The organism is Pseudomonas sp. ADAK2 TE3594 (assembly GCF_053628675.1).
Genome location: NZ_JBRJGV010000001.1, coordinates 5767031 through 5783290, shown reverse-complemented (window position 1 = coordinate 5783290; position 16260 = coordinate 5767031). Strand labels below are relative to the sequence as shown.

Annotated in this window: 18 protein-coding genes and 1 pseudogene; 6 read left to right on the top strand and 13 right to left on the bottom strand. The window is 59.0% G+C overall.

Annotation, left to right across the window (positions count from 1 at the left end):
* Positions 1-64: 64 nt before the first annotated feature.
* Complete coding sequence (locus AB7M22_RS26090; RefSeq protein ID WP_007894678.1) at positions 65-844, bottom strand: exodeoxyribonuclease III; 780 nt, start codon at positions 842-844, stop codon at positions 65-67.
* Positions 845-926: 82 nt separating this feature from the next.
* On the opposite strand from AB7M22_RS26090, the gene pyrE reads away from it, so the two are divergent.
* Complete coding sequence (gene pyrE / locus AB7M22_RS26085; protein WP_007894680.1) at positions 927-1571, top strand: orotate phosphoribosyltransferase; 645 nt, start codon at positions 927-929, stop codon at positions 1569-1571.
* A gap of 118 nt (positions 1572-1689) precedes the next feature.
* On the opposite strand, the gene AB7M22_RS26080 is transcribed toward pyrE, so the two are convergent.
* The 8 genes and pseudogenes from AB7M22_RS26080 to coaBC all read right to left on the bottom strand — a co-directional run bounded on the left by AB7M22_RS26080 (position 1690) and on the right by coaBC (position 7363).
* A complete protein-coding gene (locus AB7M22_RS26080; protein WP_454188199.1) occupies positions 1690-2073 on the bottom strand; it encodes a hypothetical protein in 384 nt (127 codons plus the stop codon).
* Positions 2060-2632: a hypothetical protein gene (locus AB7M22_RS26075; RefSeq protein ID WP_454188198.1), complete on the bottom strand. Its 573-nt coding sequence runs from the start codon at positions 2630-2632 to the stop codon at positions 2060-2062. Before AB7M22_RS26075 ends, AB7M22_RS26080 begins: the two co-directional genes overlap by 14 nt.
* Before the next feature lie 17 nt (positions 2633-2649).
* Positions 2650-2910: a hypothetical protein gene (locus AB7M22_RS26070; RefSeq protein ID WP_454188197.1), complete on the bottom strand. Its 261-nt coding sequence runs from the start codon at positions 2908-2910 to the stop codon at positions 2650-2652.
* 201 nt (positions 2911-3111) lie between these two features.
* Positions 3112-4017, bottom strand: coding sequence for an acetylglutamate kinase (gene argB, locus AB7M22_RS26065; RefSeq protein WP_008007602.1), 906 nt, complete (start codon positions 4015-4017; stop codon positions 3112-3114).
* Positions 4018-4034: 17 nt separating this feature from the next.
* Positions 4035-5438, bottom strand: a pseudogene (locus AB7M22_RS26060) (phosphomannomutase/phosphoglucomutase); the annotation flags it as partial.
* A complete protein-coding gene (locus tag AB7M22_RS26055; protein WP_454188196.1) occupies positions 5429-5629 on the bottom strand; it encodes a hypothetical protein in 201 nt (66 codons plus the stop codon). The gene AB7M22_RS26055 and the pseudogene AB7M22_RS26060, both read right to left, overlap by 10 nt.
* Positions 5630-5693: 64 nt before the next feature.
* Complete coding sequence (gene dut / locus AB7M22_RS26050; protein ID WP_007894692.1) at positions 5694-6149, bottom strand: dUTP diphosphatase; 456 nt, start codon at positions 6147-6149, stop codon at positions 5694-5696.
* 5 nt (positions 6150-6154) lie between these two features.
* On the bottom strand, positions 6155-7363 hold the full coding sequence (gene coaBC, locus AB7M22_RS26045; protein ID WP_007894693.1) for a bifunctional phosphopantothenoylcysteine decarboxylase/phosphopantothenate--cysteine ligase CoaBC: 1209 nt from the start codon (positions 7361-7363) through the stop codon (positions 6155-6157).
* Positions 7364-7498: 135 nt separating this feature from the next.
* Between coaBC and radC the strand changes: the two genes are divergently transcribed.
* Positions 7499-8173, top strand: a complete 675-nt coding sequence (radC, locus tag AB7M22_RS26040; protein ID WP_008007598.1) for a RadC family protein — start codon at positions 7499-7501, stop codon at positions 8171-8173.
* Between the two features lie 137 nt (positions 8174-8310).
* Here radC and AB7M22_RS26035 read toward each other — a convergent pair whose 3' ends face one another.
* Positions 8311-9897, bottom strand: coding sequence for an ABC transporter substrate-binding protein (locus tag AB7M22_RS26035; RefSeq protein WP_454188195.1), 1587 nt, complete (start codon positions 9895-9897; stop codon positions 8311-8313).
* Positions 9898-10341: 444 nt separating this feature from the next.
* Between AB7M22_RS26035 and rpmB the strand changes: the two genes are divergently transcribed.
* Positions 10342-10575: a 50S ribosomal protein L28 gene (gene rpmB, locus AB7M22_RS26030; protein WP_007894701.1), complete on the top strand. Its 234-nt coding sequence runs from the start codon at positions 10342-10344 to the stop codon at positions 10573-10575.
* Positions 10576-10586: 11 nt separating this feature from the next.
* Positions 10587-10742: a 50S ribosomal protein L33 gene (rpmG, locus tag AB7M22_RS26025; RefSeq protein ID WP_007894709.1), complete on the top strand. Its 156-nt coding sequence runs from the start codon at positions 10587-10589 to the stop codon at positions 10740-10742.
* An 83-nt stretch (positions 10743-10825) separates the two neighbouring features.
* Here the strand turns inward: rpmG and AB7M22_RS26020 are convergent, their stop codons facing one another.
* Both AB7M22_RS26020 and AB7M22_RS26015 read right to left on the bottom strand, forming a co-directional pair.
* The gene (locus AB7M22_RS26020) at positions 10826-11098 is read right to left on the bottom strand and encodes a hypothetical protein (RefSeq protein ID WP_007894710.1); all 273 of its coding nucleotides are present in this window, start codon (positions 11096-11098) and stop codon (positions 10826-10828) included.
* A gap of 108 nt (positions 11099-11206) precedes the next feature.
* Entirely contained in the window at positions 11207-11569 is a 363-nt protein-coding gene (locus AB7M22_RS26015) for a cupin domain-containing protein (RefSeq protein ID WP_454188194.1), read from the bottom strand.
* Positions 11570-11796: 227 nt separating this feature from the next.
* On the opposite strand from AB7M22_RS26015, the gene AB7M22_RS26010 reads away from it, so the two are divergent.
* Together AB7M22_RS26010 and AB7M22_RS26005 are read left to right on the top strand one after the other, a co-directional pair.
* A complete protein-coding gene (locus tag AB7M22_RS26010; protein WP_454188193.1) occupies positions 11797-13290 on the top strand; it encodes an aldehyde dehydrogenase in 1494 nt (497 codons plus the stop codon).
* Between the two features lie 184 nt (positions 13291-13474).
* A complete protein-coding gene (locus AB7M22_RS26005) occupies positions 13475-14620 on the top strand; it encodes an MFS transporter (RefSeq protein ID WP_454188192.1) in 1146 nt (381 codons plus the stop codon).
* A gap of 56 nt (positions 14621-14676) precedes the next feature.
* Here the strand turns inward: AB7M22_RS26005 and AB7M22_RS26000 are convergent, their stop codons facing one another.
* On the bottom strand, positions 14677-16251 hold the full coding sequence (locus AB7M22_RS26000; protein ID WP_454188191.1) for a phospholipase D family protein: 1575 nt from the start codon (positions 16249-16251) through the stop codon (positions 14677-14679).
* Between the last annotated feature and the right edge of the window lie 9 nt (positions 16252-16260).

Sequence of the window (16260 nt, the reverse complement as noted above, 5' to 3'; positions counted from 1 at the left end):
GCCCGTATCTTTCGATACGGGCATTTTCGTCAACCGGTCAGCAGGCTTTCGTGTCAGCGAAAACCTAGATAGTCAGCGTCCAGTCGTAGTCCACGATCAGCGGTGCGTGCTGCGAGAACCGTGGCTGACGTGGCAGGCGTGCGCTACGTACGAAGCGGCGCAGGCCCGGGGTCAGCAACTGGTAGTCGAAACGCCAGCCCAGGTTGAGCATCTCGGCCTGTTCGTTGTCCGGCCACCAGCTGTACTGGTCGCCTTCACGGCTGACTTCGCGCAGGGCATCGACATAACCCATGTTGCCGACAATCTCGTCCATCCAGGCACGCTCAGGTGCCAGGAAGCCCGGGGATTGCTGGCTGTCGCGCCAGTTTTTGATATCCAGCTTCTGTTGCGCCACGTACAGCGAGCCACAATAAATGTACTCGCGACGTTTGCGTCGCTGTTTATCCAGATAACGGGCGAAGTCGTCCATTAGCTTGAACTTCTGGTTCAAGTCTTCATCGCCGTTCTGCCCTGAAGGGAGCAGCAAGGTCGCGATGCTGACCTTGTCGTAATCGGCTTGCAGGTAACGCCCGTAGCGGTCGGCCGTCTCGAAGCCGAGACCGCTGATGACTGCCTTCGGTTGCAACCGCGAGTACAAAGCCACGCCACCTTGGGCGGGAACTTCAGCTTCGCAGGCATAAAGGAAGTAGCCATCCAGTTGGAAGGCTGGATCGTCCAGTTCAAAGGCGGAGGCGCGGGTGTCCTGCAGGCAGATGACGTCGGCATTCTGTGCTTGCAGCCAACTGAGCAAACCACGCTCGACTGCAGCCTGAATCCCATTGACGTTCACACTGATGATCCGCATAAGTGGCCCCAAAAATCGCGTGCGGGTATGATACACGGCGTCTACCTAATTAGCTAAATCCGTGGTATTTGGGGTTTTTTTCATGCAAGCGTATCAGCGCGACTTCATTCGTTTTGCCATTGATCGTGGCGTTTTGCGCTTCGGTGAGTTCACCCTGAAGTCCGGGCGCACCAGTCCTTACTTCTTCAATGCCGGCCTGTTCAACTCGGGTTCTGCCCTGGCGCAGCTGGGGCGTTTCTATGCGGCAGCCATCGTCGAGAGCGGTATTTCGTTCGATGTGCTGTTCGGCCCGGCCTACAAAGGCATCCCGTTGGCGGCGACTACCGCCGTGGCGCTGGCCGAACATCATGGCCGTGATCTGCCATGGTGTTTCAACCGCAAGGAAGCCAAGGCCCACGGTGAGGGCGGTAGCCTGGTCGGCGCGCCATTGACCGGCGACGTGCTGATCATCGACGACGTCATCACCGCAGGCACGGCGATTCGCGAGGTGATGCAGATCATCGCTTCCCAGGATGGCGCCAAGGCCGCGGGCGTATTGATCGCCCTGAACCGTCAGGAGCGTGGCAACGGCGAATTGTCGGCCATCCAGGAAGTGGAACGTGACTTCGGCATCCCGGTGATCAGCATTGTTTCGTTGAACCAGGTGCTCGAGTTCCTGGCTGACGATCCGCAGCTCAAGCAGCACTTGCCTGCCGTCGAAGCCTACCGCGCCCAATTCGGCGTCTGACGCCATCCCTGTAGGAGCGAGGCTTGCCCGCGAAAGCGATCTCACATCCAACATTCATGTTGGATGTGACGACCTCTTCGCGGGCAAGCCTCGCTCCTACAGGTTTTTGTTTGTGCCGTCAGAGCAGTCTTCGCCATTTTCCTATTAGTTTCAGCGTCAATCCCAAGTTGAACAGCGCAAACACCAGCAGCGCTACAACGACCATCACGTACAGCGTGCGATCCACGTCGAAATCCCACAGATCCAGCGTGCTTCCGCGCATGATCCGCACGGCGGCCGGCAGATTGACGTAAAACAGCGCCATGAAGGCGCAAGTCAGCGGTACGGCGCTGCCCAACAAAACGCTCATCACTTTCCCTTGGCTGCGTTTTCTGGCCAGCGGACCTGATTGTTTTTCATCCAGTTCCAACGCTTCATGCAGCCTGGGCCACGCCAGATTGAACATGAACGTGGTCAGGGTCAGCAGCAAGCCGCTGACCGCGACGATGTCACTGAACGGCATTCAGACCGAGCGTCTGGCACAGCAGGGCGTGGGAGTCTTCGCTGATCTCGAACTGCCCGGCGCTGCCTTTGCGTTTGGTGATGGGTTTGAAGGTCGGCTGGTTCTGCGTGATCAGCATGTTCAGTTCATCACGGATGACGTCAGAGCTGATCACCACCAGATAAACCGTTTGCGCGTGCTCTGCGGATTCGATCACGGCCCGCATGCTGTTCTGCAGGATTTCGTCGAGTTGATTGCGAAACCGCGAGACGGTGTTCTTCAGCAGGGTTTTGCTCTGGCTTTGGGTCAATTGGAAGATCGTCGATATCTGCGATTCGGTTGGCAGGGTTTGCCCGAAATAGTTTTGAATCAGATACAGCAAACGATCCTGCTTTGCCTCATCGGCCCTGCTCGGCATGCCGCCTTCGACCAGCATTTTCAGGTATTCGGTCAGACTCGCCTTGGCTATTCGCTGTAGGGCATGAGCGATTTCATGGTCGGAAATCCTCAGGGTCTTTTTGACCGGTTCCTTTTGTTCCAGATCGAAGGCCTGGGCGTCGATCGTGAATGAGATCTGCATGGCTCAGTCCTCCAGGATTATTCTTTGCTGGTGCTGCTGAGCGTCTCGGCCTTTTTGATCCCGACGGGTTTACTGGTTTTCTCCGGGTACGGATCAGCAACGGCATCGCCCTGGCCGGTAAGAATTTTCCAGCCATGACGGGTGTGTGGTGTTTTCCGGAGTTGCGGGCAAGGCGGCATCGAGGTCTTGGCCTGGTTCGAGTACTCATGACCGCAATCGACGCAGGCATAGGTGCCAGGTGAAACATCGCTACCGTATGGGGCATAGTCTTTTTGCATGGGTAGATCTCCTGTGGGCTCAGGGAAGATCCTATGCAGATTGGTTACTTTGCGATGTCAGACGTTTCGCTTAGTTAGGTCAGGCATTTCCTGCGCGCATAAAAAAGATCGCAGACTTCGTCAGCTCCTACAGGGTTTTCGTACATCCGAAAATCCACTGTCGTAGGAGCTGCCGAAGGCTGCGATCTTTTTAAGTTTGAATCAGTGACGCTTGCGATTGCTGATCAAGGTGCCCACACCGGTGTCGGTGAAGATTTCCAACAGAATCGCATTCGGCACCCGACCATCAATGATCAACGAGCTGCCCACACCGCCTTGTACCGCTTCCAGCGCGCAACGAATCTTCGGCAGCATGCCGCCGTAGATAGTGCCGTCGGCGATCAGGTCGTCGACCTGTTGAGTCGTCAGGCCGGTCAGAACCGTGCCCGACTTGTCCATCAGGCCGGCGATGTTGGTCAGCAGCATCAGCTTTTCAGCCTTCAGCGCTTCGGCCACTTTACCGGCCACCAGGTCGGCGTTGATGTTGTACGACTCGCCGTTGGCGCCGACGCCGATTGGCGCGATTACCGGGATGAAATCGCCTTTGACCAGCAGGTTCAGCAGGTCGGTGTTGATCCCGACCACTTCACCCACCTGGCCAATATCGATGATTTCCGGCTGGGTCATTTCCGGCGTCTGACGGGTAACGGTGAGCTTTTTCGCGCGAATCAGCTCGGCGTCTTTACCGGTCAGGCCGATGGCGCTGCCGCCATGGCGGTTGATCAGGTTGACGATGTCCTTGTTGACCTGGCCGCCGAGGACCATTTCCACCACGTCCATGGTCTGCGCGTCAGTCACGCGCATGCCATCGATGAAGTGGCTCTCGATCGACAGACGCTTGAGCAGGTCGCCGATTTGCGGGCCGCCACCGTGAACCACCACCGGATTGATGCCGACGGCTTTCATCAGCACGATGTCGCGGGCGAAGCCGGTTTTCAGCTCCTCGCTTTCCATCGCGTTGCCGCCGTATTTGATCACCAGCGTCTTGCCGACATAGCGGCGAATGTAAGGCAGCGCTTCGGACAGGACCTTGGCGGTGTTGGCGGCGGCTTCGCGTTCGAGGGTCATTCAGGGCTCCGGGTGAATCAGAACGGTAGTTGGAGATCAGGTGCAACACGCTTCAACTGGACGTGGAAAACGTCCTTGATGCGTTGCAATTCAGCCTCGTCATCGGCCTCGAAGCGCAGCACCAGCACCGGTGTGGTGTTGGAGGCGCGAACCAGGCCCCAGCCTTTGGCATAGTCGACTCGCACGCCGTCAATGGTGGTCAGGTCGGCGCCTTCACCCCATTGCGCATCGTGCAATGCATCAATGATGCTGAATTTGCTCTCTTCGGTCACATGGATATTGATCTCTGGCGTAGAAATATCGTTCGGGAAGGTCGCAAACAACTCTTCCGCGGTGGTTTTTTCCTTGCTGAGGATCTCCAGCAGCCGTGCGGCGGCGTAAATGCCATCGTCGAAACCGAACCAGCGTTCCTTGAAAAAGATATGCCCGCTCATTTCGCCGGCCAACAGGGCGCCGGACTGTTTCATTTTCTTTTTGATCAACGAATGACCAGTCTTCCACATCAGCGGTCGACCACCATATTCCTTGATCAGCGGAATCAGGCGACGGGTGCATTTGACGTCGAAGATGATTTCCGCGTTCGGGTTGCGCGCCACGACGTCGCGGGCGAACAGCATCAACAGACGATCAGGGAAGACGATGCTGCCGGTGTTGGTGACAACGCCCACACGGTCGCCGTCGCCGTCGAAAGCCAGGCCCAGATCGGCGTTGGTTTCCTTGACCTTGGCGATCAGGTCGACCAGGTTTTCAGGTTTGCCCGGGTCCGGGTGGTGATTCGGGAAGTTGCCATCGACTTCGCAGAACAGCGGGATGACTTCGCAGTTCAGGGCTTCGATCAGCTGCGGGGCGATTACGCCGGCCGCGCCGTTGCCGCAATCGACCACAACTTTCAGGCGGCGGGCCAGTTTGATGTCCTGGACGATTTCAGTGTTGTAGCGGTCGAGGATTTCGACCTTGGTGATGCTGCCCTTGCCGCTGCTCAGGTTGTTGGTCTTGAGGCGTTCGTGCAGGGCCTGGATCTGTTCGTTGGCCAGCGTGTCGCCAGCAATGACGATCTTGAAGCCGTTGTAGTTCGACGGGTTGTGGCTGCCGGTGAGCATCACGCCGGATTTGCCGGCCAGTACGTTGGCTGCGTAGTACAGCGCAGGTGTCGGCACCAGGCCGACGTCGCTGACGTGGCAACCGCTGTCGGCCAGGCCCTGGATCAGTTGTTCCACCAGTTCCGGGCCGGACAGGCGACCGTCACGGCCGACGGACACATTGGGTTCGTTTTGGGCCAGGCTCTGGGAGCCGATGGCGCGACCAAGCCAATAAGCGGTTTCAGCGTTCAAGAATTCCGGGACGGTGCCGCGAATGTCGTAGGCGCGGAAGATGCTGTCGGGGAACTTGGGTGCGACTTGGGCTGGGGTGCTCATTTCTGGAAATGCTCCATCTCTAAAGTGGCTGGACAAGCCTGCGAAAAATTCGTGGGCTGGCTCAAACTGAAGGGTATGACGGCGTTTTCGGCAGAGAGTTCGTGGTGTGCAATGGCCATGTCGCCAGCGTTCGCGAGCGAATGGCCGGCCAATGCCTTGATTTTTGGCGGTAAACCTTTCAGGTGAGGTCTGCGCATTTTTTCGTCCTTGAATTACAAAATGCAGGTTTCGGGCCGGGTAGGGCGCCCGGCCTCATTGTGATCAGTGGCTGCCGGAATGGCCGAAACCGCCGGTTCCGCGCTGGGTTTCGACGAACTCTTCAACCATTTCGAAGTGGGCTTGAACCACCGGTACCAGCACCAATTGGGCCAGGCGCTCGCCTACCACCATGTTGAAATCGGTCTGGCCACGGTTCCAGCACGACACCATCAGTGGGCCCTGGTAATCGGAGTCGATCAGGCCGACCAAGTTGCCCAGCACGATGCCGTGCTTATGGCCCAGGCCCGAGCGCGGCAGAATCAAAGCCGCCAGGCCCGGATCGCCGATGTACACCGACAGGCCGGTAGGGATCAGCAGGGTTTCGCCTGGCTTGATGACGGTGTCTTTTTCCAACATGGCGCGCAGGTCGAGGCCGGCGGAGCCCGGCGTGGCGTACTGCGGTAGCGGGAATTCGGTACCGATGCGGGGGTCGAGGATCTTGGCTTGCAAAGCGTGCATGTAAATTAAACCTGGTTCAGACGTTCGGCGATAAAAGTGATCAGCTGGCGAGCGATTTTGCTCTTGCTGGTCTGGGCGAAGAGTGTGGCGTGCAGCTCACGGTCGATCACGCTGCAGGCGTTTTCTTCGCTGTTGAAGCCAATACTCGGGTTCGCGACGTCATTGGCGACGATCAGATCGAGGTTCTTGTCTTTCAACTTGCGGGCAGCGTAATCGAGCAGATGTTCGGTTTCGGCGGCGAAGCCGACACTGAATGGACGGTCGGGACGGGTGGCGATGGTGGCCAGGATGTCCGGGTTGCGGACCATCTGTAGCAACAAGCCGTCGCCGTTCGTAGGGTCTTTCTTGAGTTTCTGTGGGGCGACGACTTCCGGACGGTAGTCCGCGACCGCTGCCGAGGCGATGAACAGGTCGCAAGGGATCGCGGCTTCACAAGCGGCGAGCATATCGCGGGCGCTGACCACGTCGATGCGCGTGACGCGATCCGGGGTCGGCAGGTGCACCGGGCCGGTGATCAGGGTCACGCGGGCGCCGGCTTCCACCGCGGCTTCGGCCAGGGCAAAGCCCATTTTTCCGGAGCTGTGGTTGGTGATGTAGCGCACCGGGTCGATGTTTTCCTGGGTCGGGCCGGCGGTGATCAGCACGTGCTTGCCGGTCAGCGCCTGGCGCTGGAAGCAGTCTGCCGCGCACTGGGCGAGGTCGGTGGCTTCGAGCATGCGGCCCATGCCGACGTCGCCACAGGCCTGGCTGCCGGAGGCCGGGCCGAAGACCTTGAGGTCACGGCTTTCGAGGGTTTGCAGGTTGGCCTGGGTCGCCGGGTCGCGCCACATGGCCTGGTTCATCGCCGGGGCAACCGCGACCACCGCGTCGGTGGCCAGCACCAGCGTGGTCAGCAGGTCGTCGGCGATGCCTTGGGCCAGACGGGCGATCAGGTCCGCGGTGGCGGGAGCGATCAGCACCAGGTCGGCCCACTTGGCCAGCTCGATGTGGCCCATCGCAGCTTCCGCCGCCGGGTCCAGCAAATCGAGATGGACCGGATGCCCGGACAAGGCCTGCATGGTCAGCGGGGTAATGAATTCGCTGCCGCCACGGGTCATGACTACGCGCACTTCGGCGCCCTGATCGATCAGGCGGCGAACCAGCTCGGCGCTCTTGTAGGCAGCAATGCCGCCGCCGACGCCCAGAACGATGCGTTTCCGATACAGCCGCTGCATAGGTCTGCCTTTCATTTCGTTGATGACTGCTTGGCGATACCCCCTCCCCAGGGATGAATTCGCCAGCAAAAAAGATGGGCTACGATATCACAGCGACCGCTATGGAACAGCGGCGCCCACAGACATGGAGGTGTTATGAGTATTCGCGATTGGCCGGTGGCCGAGCGACCGCGGGAGAGGTTACTGGAGTTAGGCTCGGGGAGTCTTTCGGACGCTGAACTGCTGGCGATTTTTTTACGTACCGGCGTATCCGGCAAAAGCGCAGTGGATCTGGCGCGACACCTGTTGAATCAGTTTGGCAGCCTGCGTTCGCTGCTTGAGGCGGATCAACAAACATTCAGCAAACAGTTAGGGCTCGGGCCCGCGAAATTCGCTCAGTTGCAGGCGGCGCAGGAAATGGGCCGACGGCATTTGGCCGAACGCTCGCGCCACAAGTCGGCGCTGGAAAATCCGCAAGCTGTTCGTGATTATCTGAAGTCGATGCTCCGCCATGAGCCCCACGAGGTGTTTGGCTGCCTGTTTCTGGACTCCAAACACCGGGTATTGGCGTTCGAAGCGCTGTTTCGCGGCTCCATCGACAACACCAGCGTCTATCCACGGCAGGTGGTCAAACGCGCTCTGGCCCATAACGCCGCAGCGCTGATTCTGTGCCACAACCATCCGTCGGGTAACTCCGACCCCAGTCAGGCAGACCGAATGCTGACCAAGCGTCTGCAAGAGGCGCTGGATTTGATCGATGTGCGAGTGCTCGACCACTTCATCGTCGGTGACGGCGATCCGCTGTCCATGGCCGAGTATGGGTGGATGTGAACGAGGGATACGGAGCTAAGCAAGTCCCTGTGGGAGCGGGCTTGCCCGCGATGGCGATGGCAAATTCAACATAGTTGTCGTCTGAAAGTCCGCTATCGCGGGCAAGCCCGCTCCCACAGGATTTTGTGTTGAGGTGACTACTTGAAGTTGACCTTCGAGTAGTCCTGTCGGCCGAACGGACTGACCTGATAGCCCTGAACATCCTTGCGCGTCAGCGCGAAGGCGGTCGGGTGAGCCAGCGGCAGCCACAACGCCTGTTGCTGGATCTGCGCCTGGGCCTGTTCGTAGAGCTTGGTGCGTACACCTTGCTCGCCAGTGGTCTTGCCGGCGCTGATCAGCTTGTCCAGATCCTGGTTGCAGTAGCGGGCGAAGTTGGTGCCGGATTTGACCCCCGCGCAGGAAAACTGCGGCGTGAGGAAGTTGTCCGGGTCACCGTTGTCGCCGGCCCAGCCCATGAACAACAGGTCGTGTTCGCCGGCCTTGGCGCGGCGGATCAACTCGCCCCATTCGATTACGCGGATTTCGGCTTGAATGCCGATCTCCGCGAGGTCGGACTGCAGCAATTGCGCACCGAGGCTCGGGTTCGGGTTCAGCAAACTGCCGGAAGGGCGGGTCCAGATGGTGGTCTGGAAACCGTCCTTGAGTCCGGCCTTGGCTATCAATGCCTTGGCCTTTGCCACGTCGTGCGGATAGCCCGGCAAGCCTTTGGCGTAGCTCCAAGTGTTCGGCGGGTAAGGGCCATTGGCAGCTTCGGCGGTGTCTTCAAACACGGCTTTGAGGTAGTTGGCCTTGTCGAACGCCAGGTTGATTGCCTGACGCACTTCAGGTTTGTCCAGCGGCGGATGCTGGCTGTTAATGCCGACGAATGCGGTCATGAAGGCGTCAGTCTTTTCCACCTTCAGGGTCGGTTCCTGCTTCGCAGCCTGTATGTCCAGCGGTTTGGGCGACAGGGCGATCTGGCACTCGTTGCGGCGCAATTTCTGCAAGCGCACGTTGGCGTCCGGGGTGATGGCGAAGATCAACGGGTCTACCGATGGCTTGCCGCGGAAGTACTCACTGTTGGCCTTGTAGCGAATCGAGGCATCTTTCTGGAAGCGCGTGAAGACAAATGGGCCGCTGCCGATCGGCTGGCTGTTGAGCTTTTCCGGAGTGCCGGCCTTCATGAGTTGGTCGGCGTATTCGGCCGAATAGATCGAGGCGAAACCCATGCTCAGGGTGGGCAGGAAAGTCGAGTCCGGGTGATCGAGGGTGAAGCGGATGGTAAGCGGGTCCAATGCGTCGATCTTCTTGATCAGCGCCGGTAACTGCATCGACTGGGCGTGCGGGAAACCGCTCTGGGCGACTTTGTGCCACGGGTTCGCCGGGTCAAGCATGCGGTCAAAGCTGAACTTCACGTCTTCGGCGGTCAGGTCACGCGTCGGGTTGAAGTATTCGGTACGGTGAAATTTCACCTGCGGGTGCAATTTGAAGACGTAGGTCAGGCCGTCGGGTGTGACTTCCCAGCTGTCCGCCAGGCTGGCGACCACTTTGCCGCTGGCCGTGTCGAAGTCCACCAGGCGGTCCATCAGCACGTCGGCCGAGGCGTTGGTGGTGGTCAGCGAGTTGTATTGCACCACATCGAACCCTTCCGGGCTGGCTTCGGTGCAGACGCTCAGGGCGGCAGCCATAGCCTGTGGGCTCAGTAGAAGCGGGGCGAGCAGCAGCGGTAGGGCAGCGAGGCGCATGGTCGGATTCCTTTACAGATCGAAGGCCCATCTGCAAGTGCAGTCTGGAAAAGTCTTACCCTAGTGGGCTCTTTTGCAAATGACTATCCCCTTTTTCATTTTAAGGTGACTATGTGCGCTTGTTTCGGTGATGCGGACCGAGGAAAACCCGGAATCGGTCGGTTGGCCGATTCTCTGCGACGAGCGGTCTTAATCGACGACAGCCTTTATCCAAGGCGCCCGGTGGCCGAAAAATGGGAAATTTATCAAGTCCGCGCACACGGAATGTTGTTGCTCTCCAGTCTTTCTGGTATAAAGCAGCGCTCTTTTCTAGGGGCCCGGTTCCTTCACTGTAGGTGTAGCCGGTAAGACCTCTAAAGAAACGCGGCGCCTGGCGCCAAATGACTGAGAGATTAAGCGGCCAACCCATGCCGGGTTGGGCATGTGGTTTTAGAGGGCTGAGGCATGTCGAGAGTATGTCAAGTTACCGGTAAGGGTCCGGTGACTGGGAATAACATTTCCCACGCAAACAACAAAACCCGTCGTCGTTTCCTGCCGAACCTGCAGCATCACCGCTTCTGGGTTGAAGAAGAGAAACGTTTCGTGCGTCTGCGCGTATCTGCCAAAGGCATGCGTATCATCGACAAGCGTGGCATTACTGTCGTGCTGGCCGAAATCCGCAAAGCTGGCAAGATCTAAGGGAGCTAATCATGCGTGAATTGATTCGTTTGATTTCGAGCGCCGGTACTGGTCACTTCTACACTACCGACAAGAACAAGCGCACTACTCCGGACAAAATCGAGATCAAGAAATTTGATCCGGTTGTTCGCAAGCACGTGATCTACAAAGAAGGCAAAATCAAGTAATTGATTTTTCCCTCTTACGAAAAAGGCCCGTATCGCGAGATACGGGCCTTTTTTGTTGCCAAATGAACGGTTACACCGAGCGATCAACCGCAGGACATTCCAGTAATCTTCAAGTCCAGATCGGTGATGATTTTCAGGCGATCGGGTTCAAATTCCTGAGTGACGGGATTGACTATAACCTTGGCTGCGCGTGCCTGCGCGCGTGCCTGCTCCAAAACCGTCCGGGTCAAATATTCGCCGATGAGATAGCTGGCCCGGTGCGCATAGCACTGCTTCGATTCGGCGGCGTGCGCCTGCATCTGGGTCATTGCAATGGTGAGACCTACCAGAAGTCCAGTGGTGAAGAGTCTGTTCATGAATGTTCGCTTCCGTGTGAAAGATGATGGTATGACTCCTTTTTCCAGGAGCCATACCAGCATCCGCCATGGTCAGCGAAGCCGTGCGGTAACTATTTATCGTGAATCTCAGGCCTTCTGTTCAAACACCACATAAATCTTGCGGCAAGGCTCCAGCACTTCCCAAGTACCGCGAAACCCTGCAGGGATCACGAAGCGATCACCTGCACGCAAGGTCTTGGCATTGCCATCGTCGTCGCGCAGCACTGAAACTCCCTGAAGGATTTCGCAGTATTCGTGCTCGGTGTAGTTCACTCGCCACTGGCCGACTTCGCCCTCCCAAACACCTGCACTCATCTGGCCGCACGGGCTGTTGTAATGGTTGTACACCGCTTGCTCGGGGTCGCCCTTGAGGACTTTTGCCGGGTCTGGCCGATAGCGATCGGGCTGGGTGTTGGCCTGGCTGAAATCGACGATATCCTGAATGCTCATGCTGGTATTCCCCCGTGATTGCGCTGGAAAATTGAAAGTCTATGTTTATTAAAATGAACATCGCAAGGCCGTTTGCCAGCCTTTTGTCAAATATATTGAAACTTCACCGGCCGCTGGTTTAGGGTAACGGTTGCCTTGAGCCGAAAAGCAGGCTGGCCGGGCAGAATTCCTGACAGCACCCGCATAGAACGCGGGGCACTCGTATTCAATAAGAGGAGGACACTCGAATGACCACCCTGACTCGTGCCGACTGGGAACAACGGGCTCGCGATCTGAAGATCGAAGGCCGCGCCTACATCAATGGCGAATACACCGATGCCGTCTCCGGTGAGACCTTTGAGTGCATCAGCCCCGTCGATGGCCGTCTGCTGGGCAAGATTGCCAGCTGTGATACCGCCGACGCCCAGCGTGCCGTGGACAACGCCCGCGCCACTTTCAATTCCGGCGCCTGGTCGCGCCTGGCGCCGACCAAACGCAAAGCCACCATGATCCGTTTCGCCGGCCTGCTGAAACAGCACGCCGAAGAGTTGGCCCTGCTCGAAACCCTGGACATGGGCAAGCCGATCAGCGACTCCCTGTACATTGACGTTCCAGGCGCGGCGCAAGCCCTGAGCTGGAGCGGTGAAGCCATCGACAAAATCTACGATGAAGTCGCCGCCACCCCGCATGATCAACTGGGGTTGGTGACTCGTGAGCCGGTCGGTGTGGTCGGTGCGATCGTGCCGTGGAACTTCCCGTTGATGATGGCCTGCTGGAAGCTCGGTCCGGCGCTGTCCACCGGTAACTCGGTGATCCTCAAGCCTTCCGAAAAATCGCCGCTGACGGCCATTCGCATTGCGGCGCTGGCGGTTGAAGCCGGTATTCCGAAAGGTGTGCTGAACGTGCTGCCGGGCTACGGTCACACCGTTGGCAAGGCCCTGGCCCTGCACAACGACGTCGACACCCTGGTGTTCACCGGTTCGACCAAGATCGCCAAGCAACTGCTGATCTACTCCGGCGAATCGAACATGAAGCGCGTCTGGCTCGAAGCTGGCGGCAAGAGCCCGAACATCGTGTTCGCCGATGCGCCGGACCTGCAAGCCGCCGCCGAAGCCGCTGCCGGTGCCATCGCCTTCAACCAGGGCGAAGTCTGCACCGCCGGTTCGCGCCTGCTGGTGGAGCGTTCGATCAAGGACAAATTCCTGCCGCTGGTAATCGAGGCGCTGAAAACCTGGAAGCCGGGCAACCCGCTGGACCCGGCAACCAATGTCGGTGCGCTGGTGGATACCCAGCAGATGAACACTGTGCTGTCCTACATTGAGTCCGGTCACACCGATGGCGCCAAACTGGTGGCGGGCGGCAAGCGCATTCTTCAGGAAACCGGTGGCACCTACGTCGAGCCGACCATTTTCGATGGCGTGAGCAACGCGATGAAAATTGCCCAGGAAGAAATCTTCGGTCCGGTGTTGTCGGTCATCACTTTCGACAGCGCTGAAGAGGCCATTGCGATCGCCAACGACACCCTTTACGGCTTGGCCGCAGCGGTGTGGACCAAGGATATTTCCAAGGCCCATCTGACTGCCAAGGCACTGCGCGCTGGTAGCGTGTGGATCAACCAGTATGACGGCGGCGACATGACGGCCCCGTTCGGTGGCTTCAAGCAGTCCGGCAACGGTCGCGACAAGTCGCTGCATGCGTTCGACAAGTACACCGAGCTGAAGGCGACCTGGATTAAGTTGTAATGTGTAGCAGGGCTCCGGTTCATATCCGGGGCCCGATGCAACATAGATCCCTTGTGGGAGCGAGCCTGCTCGCGATAGCGGTCTGACAGTCGACGTCAATGTTGAATGTTGCTCCGTCATCGCGAGCAGGCTCGCTCCCACAGTGTTTTGTGCTGTACATAAAATATCCACAGGAGTGTGGAACATGCGTTGGGCGACTTATTTCGCCGTCTTGGCGTCTGTCTTGAGTCTCGGCCTGGCCCTGGGGGTCAGCATGCCGTTGGTGTCGCTGCGTCTGGAAGGCTGGGGTTACGGCTCGTTCGCGATCGGCGTGATGGCGGCGATGCCGGCCATTGGCGTACTGCTGGGGGCGAAAATCTCCAGCCATCTCGCGGCCCGTCTTGGCACGGCCAATCTGATGCGCCTGTGCCTGTGGGCCGGGGCGGTCTCCATCGGCTTGCTTGCGCTGTGGCCGAGCTATCCGATCTGGCTGGTGCTGCGGTTGATGATCGGGGTAATCCTGACCCTCGTCTTCATCCTCGGTGAAAGCTGGATCAACCAACTGGTGGTCGAGCAATGGCGCGGTCGGCTGGTGGCGTTGTATGGCAGCAGTTACGCATTGAGTCAGCTGGCCGGGCCGTTATTGTTGGGTGCGTTGGGCACCGAGCACGATTATGGTTTCTGGGTTGGCGTCGGTTTGCTGATGACGTCACCGTTCCTGCTGTTGGGCCGCGGCGGCGCACCCACCAGCGAAGCCTGCAGCGTAACCCTCGGTGACTTGTTGACCTTCTGCCGCGGCTTGCCAGCGATTGCCTGGGCGGTGTCGCTGTTCGCTGCGTTCGAAGCGATGATCCTGACCTTGCTGCCGGTCTATTGCCTGCGTCAGGGCTTCACCACGGAAATCGCCTTGGCGATGGTCAGCACAGTGGTGGTGGGTGATGCCTTGCTGCAATTGCCGATTGGCGCGCTGGCCGATCGCTTGTCACGGCGTACGTTATTTACCGGCTGTGCGATGCTCTTGTTGCTGTCGAGCCTGGCGATTCCGTTGCTGATCGACACGCTACTGATCTGGCCGCTGTGGGTGTTGTTTGGCGCCAGCGCCGGCGGGTTGTTCACCTTGTCGTTGATCTTGATTGGCGAGCGTTATCGCGACGATGCGCTGGTGCGCGCCAATGCCCATATCGCGCAACTGTGGGGCATTGGTTGCCTGATCGGACCCTTGGCAGCCGGTGCCGGGAGCCAGTGGATCAGCGGGCATGCCTTGCCATTGCTGATGGCGGCGGGCGCGTTGGGACTGGTGATTCTGGTGTCGCGGCAAGGGGCGTTTGGTACGGTTGCCGAACCAGCCTGAGCGCTGCACAACCCTGTGGCGAGGGGGCTTGCCACAATTCATCACCAGCCTCCTGACTACAGCATCCGCTCCAGGCCGACCATGCTGCTGAGCCATGAATTGAAGTGTCGCCACCAACCCCCCGGTTCTTTGGTCAATGTGTGCGGCTTGCCGTCATCTTCGGTGACCCAGACGATCTGACCCTTTTCCAGCCGGGCCTGATAGCTGAGGGGCGGCGCCATACCCTCCAGTGCCAGTTCACGCACTCGTCCGGCGAGCTGCGGGTTGTCCACCAGTACCCCGACTTCGGTGTTCCACAGCACCGAGCGCGGGTCGAAATTGAACGAGCCGATGAAGGCTTTCTGTTGGTCGAAAATCATCGCCTTGCTGTGCAGGCTGGAGTCGGAACTACGGTAGGCCCCGCTGTGAAACAGACGCGGTCCGCTGCCGCTATCACCGATATCGCCGGGCTGGCGACGCAATTCGAACAATTGCACCCCATGCTCCAGCAAGGCTTTGCGATAAGGCGCGTAACCACCGTGCGTGGCCGGTACGTCGGTGGCTTCCAGTGAGTTGGTCAGCACACTGACCGATACGCCGGCATCGGCGCGACCGGTCAGGTACACCAGCCCCGGTTGGCCGGGTACGAGGTAGGCCGAGACCATGATCAGCTCTTTGCTGACCCCATTTAGCTCGGGCGCCAACTGGGTGGTCAGCAGCAAGTGCGGGTCAGGTTCGCCGTCGGACAGCACCTTGCTCGGTGCGTCCCACAACGCCTTGTTCCAGGCCCAGATCAGCTCACGGCGCCAGACGTCCAGGCGCGGGTGAGTGGTGTAGGTCATCAACTGCTGATAGAGCGCGTGATTCTGTTTGCGCGTTTCCTCCAGGGACTCGTCCAGTCGGGTCCGGGTATTTTTCAGGTCCCTGGCTGTCGGCTTGGTCGAGAGAAACTGCTCGATCGGCTTGCTCAGGGCGCTGTTCCAGTATTGATCGAAGCTATGCCCCAGCTGTTCGGCGACCGGGCCGAAGCCAAGCATATCGATGTCGGTGAAATTCATTTTGGACTCGGCATCGAAATACTCGTCCCCCAGGTTGCGCCCGCCAACGATCGCCGCGCTGTTGTCCGCCACCCACAGTTTGTTATGCATGCGTCGGTGTTGCTGCGACAGGTTGAAGAACCGGCCCATGGTTCGCGTAACGACGGTGCTGCGGCCCAGGTGCAGCGGATTGAACACGCGGATCTGAATCTTTGGATGCGCGGCGAGGGTCGCGATGATCCGATCCAGACCATCGCTGGTGGTGTCGTCGAGTAGAATCCGCACCCGCACGCCGCGATCGGCGGCGTTGAGCAGCTCGCTCACCAGTATTCGTGTGCTGATGCCGTCATGGACGATGTAGTACTGCAGATCGAGGCTGCTTTGGGCGTTGCGAATCAGCTCGGCGCGGGCGGTGAAGGCCTCGGCGCTATCGGAGAGCAAGCGAAAGCCCGATTGGCCCTGATGGGGGGCTGCCTGTGCCTGGATCGAACGGCCGAACGCCGAGTCCGCCGCCGGCAGGGCCTGACTGGGTTCGCGAGGGGCATTGAGCGTTGCGCAGCCACCCAGGAACGAGGCGAGTAACAGAAGAGCAAGCAGGGGCTGTCTGATTCTCACGGGGAATGT

What these genes read in the sequence shown, in the direction of transcription:
- AB7M22_RS26090 (WP_007894678.1), bottom strand. Translation starts at nt 844, where the DNA reads ATGCGGATCATCAGTGTGAACGTCAATGGGATTCAGGCTGCAGTCGAG.
- pyrE (WP_007894680.1), top strand. Translation starts at nt 927, where the DNA reads ATGCAAGCGTATCAGCGCGACTTCATTCGTTTTGCCATTGATCGTGGC.
- AB7M22_RS26080 (WP_454188199.1), bottom strand. Translation starts at nt 2,073, where the DNA reads ATGCCGTTCAGTGACATCGTCGCGGTCAGCGGCTTGCTGCTGACCCTG.
- AB7M22_RS26075 (WP_454188198.1), bottom strand. Translation starts at nt 2,632, where the DNA reads ATGCAGATCTCATTCACGATCGACGCCCAGGCCTTCGATCTGGAACAA.
- AB7M22_RS26070 (WP_454188197.1), bottom strand. Translation starts at nt 2,910, where the DNA reads ATGCAAAAAGACTATGCCCCATACGGTAGCGATGTTTCACCTGGCACC.
- argB (WP_008007602.1), bottom strand. Translation starts at nt 4,017, where the DNA reads ATGACCCTCGAACGCGAAGCCGCCGCCAACACCGCCAAGGTCCTGTCC.
- AB7M22_RS26055 (WP_454188196.1), bottom strand. Translation starts at nt 5,629, where the DNA reads ATGCGCAGACCTCACCTGAAAGGTTTACCGCCAAAAATCAAGGCATTG.
- dut (WP_007894692.1), bottom strand. Translation starts at nt 6,149, where the DNA reads ATGCACGCTTTGCAAGCCAAGATCCTCGACCCCCGCATCGGTACCGAA.
- coaBC (WP_007894693.1), bottom strand. Translation starts at nt 7,363, where the DNA reads ATGCAGCGGCTGTATCGGAAACGCATCGTTCTGGGCGTCGGCGGCGGC.
- radC (WP_008007598.1), top strand. Translation starts at nt 7,499, where the DNA reads ATGAGTATTCGCGATTGGCCGGTGGCCGAGCGACCGCGGGAGAGGTTA.
- AB7M22_RS26035 (WP_454188195.1), bottom strand. Translation starts at nt 9,897, where the DNA reads ATGCGCCTCGCTGCCCTACCGCTGCTGCTCGCCCCGCTTCTACTGAGC.
- rpmB (WP_007894701.1), top strand. Translation starts at nt 10,342, where the DNA reads ATGTCGAGAGTATGTCAAGTTACCGGTAAGGGTCCGGTGACTGGGAAT.
- rpmG (WP_007894709.1), top strand. Translation starts at nt 10,587, where the DNA reads ATGCGTGAATTGATTCGTTTGATTTCGAGCGCCGGTACTGGTCACTTC.
- AB7M22_RS26020 (WP_007894710.1), bottom strand. Translation starts at nt 11,098, where the DNA reads ATGAACAGACTCTTCACCACTGGACTTCTGGTAGGTCTCACCATTGCA.
- AB7M22_RS26015 (WP_454188194.1), bottom strand. Translation starts at nt 11,569, where the DNA reads ATGAGCATTCAGGATATCGTCGATTTCAGCCAGGCCAACACCCAGCCC.
- AB7M22_RS26010 (WP_454188193.1), top strand. Translation starts at nt 11,797, where the DNA reads ATGACCACCCTGACTCGTGCCGACTGGGAACAACGGGCTCGCGATCTG.
- AB7M22_RS26005 (WP_454188192.1), top strand. Translation starts at nt 13,475, where the DNA reads ATGCGTTGGGCGACTTATTTCGCCGTCTTGGCGTCTGTCTTGAGTCTC.